Source organism: Mesorhizobium ventifaucium (assembly GCF_935822925.1).
Classification (GTDB): Bacteria; Pseudomonadota; Alphaproteobacteria; order Rhizobiales; family Rhizobiaceae; genus Mesorhizobium; species Mesorhizobium ventifaucium.
Genome location: NZ_CAKXZS010000077.1, coordinates 1 through 543, shown reverse-complemented (window position 1 = coordinate 543; position 543 = coordinate 1). Strand labels below are relative to the sequence as shown.

The following is a 543-nucleotide window of genomic DNA, read 5'->3' as shown; positions in this document are numbered from 1 at the left end:
CTCGTCGATGAAGACCAGGCACTGCGGATCGAGGCCTGCCTGCCAGGATCGCCATCGTTGGCGCCTGCGGGCAATATCGGCGCGTGCCTGCTCAAGGGCGAACAGCGTTTTTTTTGAAGCTCAGACCCTCACGGCGCAGGAACGACCACACCGCGTTGTGCGAGACCTTGACCCCGCGACCGGCCAACTCATCCTTCAGACCGTGCAGCGTCAGATGAGGTGTCTCACGTATACGCGCCTCGATGAAGGCACGGTGCGGCTCCAGCACTCTCTTGCGATGTCCACCCATCTTGCCAGGTGCTACCGAGCCGGTCGCCCGATGGCGCTGCAACAACTTCACTGCCGCCGAAACCGAAATGCCAAACCGTTTCGCGGCCGACCGGCGGCTCTCGCCGCTCAAAACCGCCGCCACCACCCGCTCGCGAAGATCATTGGAAAGGGGTCGGGTCATCAGATGCTGGCCTCCATTCCAGCCAGCATCTTGAATCACAAAACAGACAAATCTGGAATCCCCTCGATTCCGTCAAATCTGGAAACGCTCTA

At 60.4% G+C, this 543-nt stretch carries 1 pseudogene; it reads right to left on the bottom strand.

The window, feature by feature from the left end:
* Nucleotides 1-451 (bottom strand): annotated as a pseudogene (locus NMG70_RS30910) (transposase); the annotation flags it as partial.
* Nucleotides 452-543 lie beyond the last annotated feature (92 nt).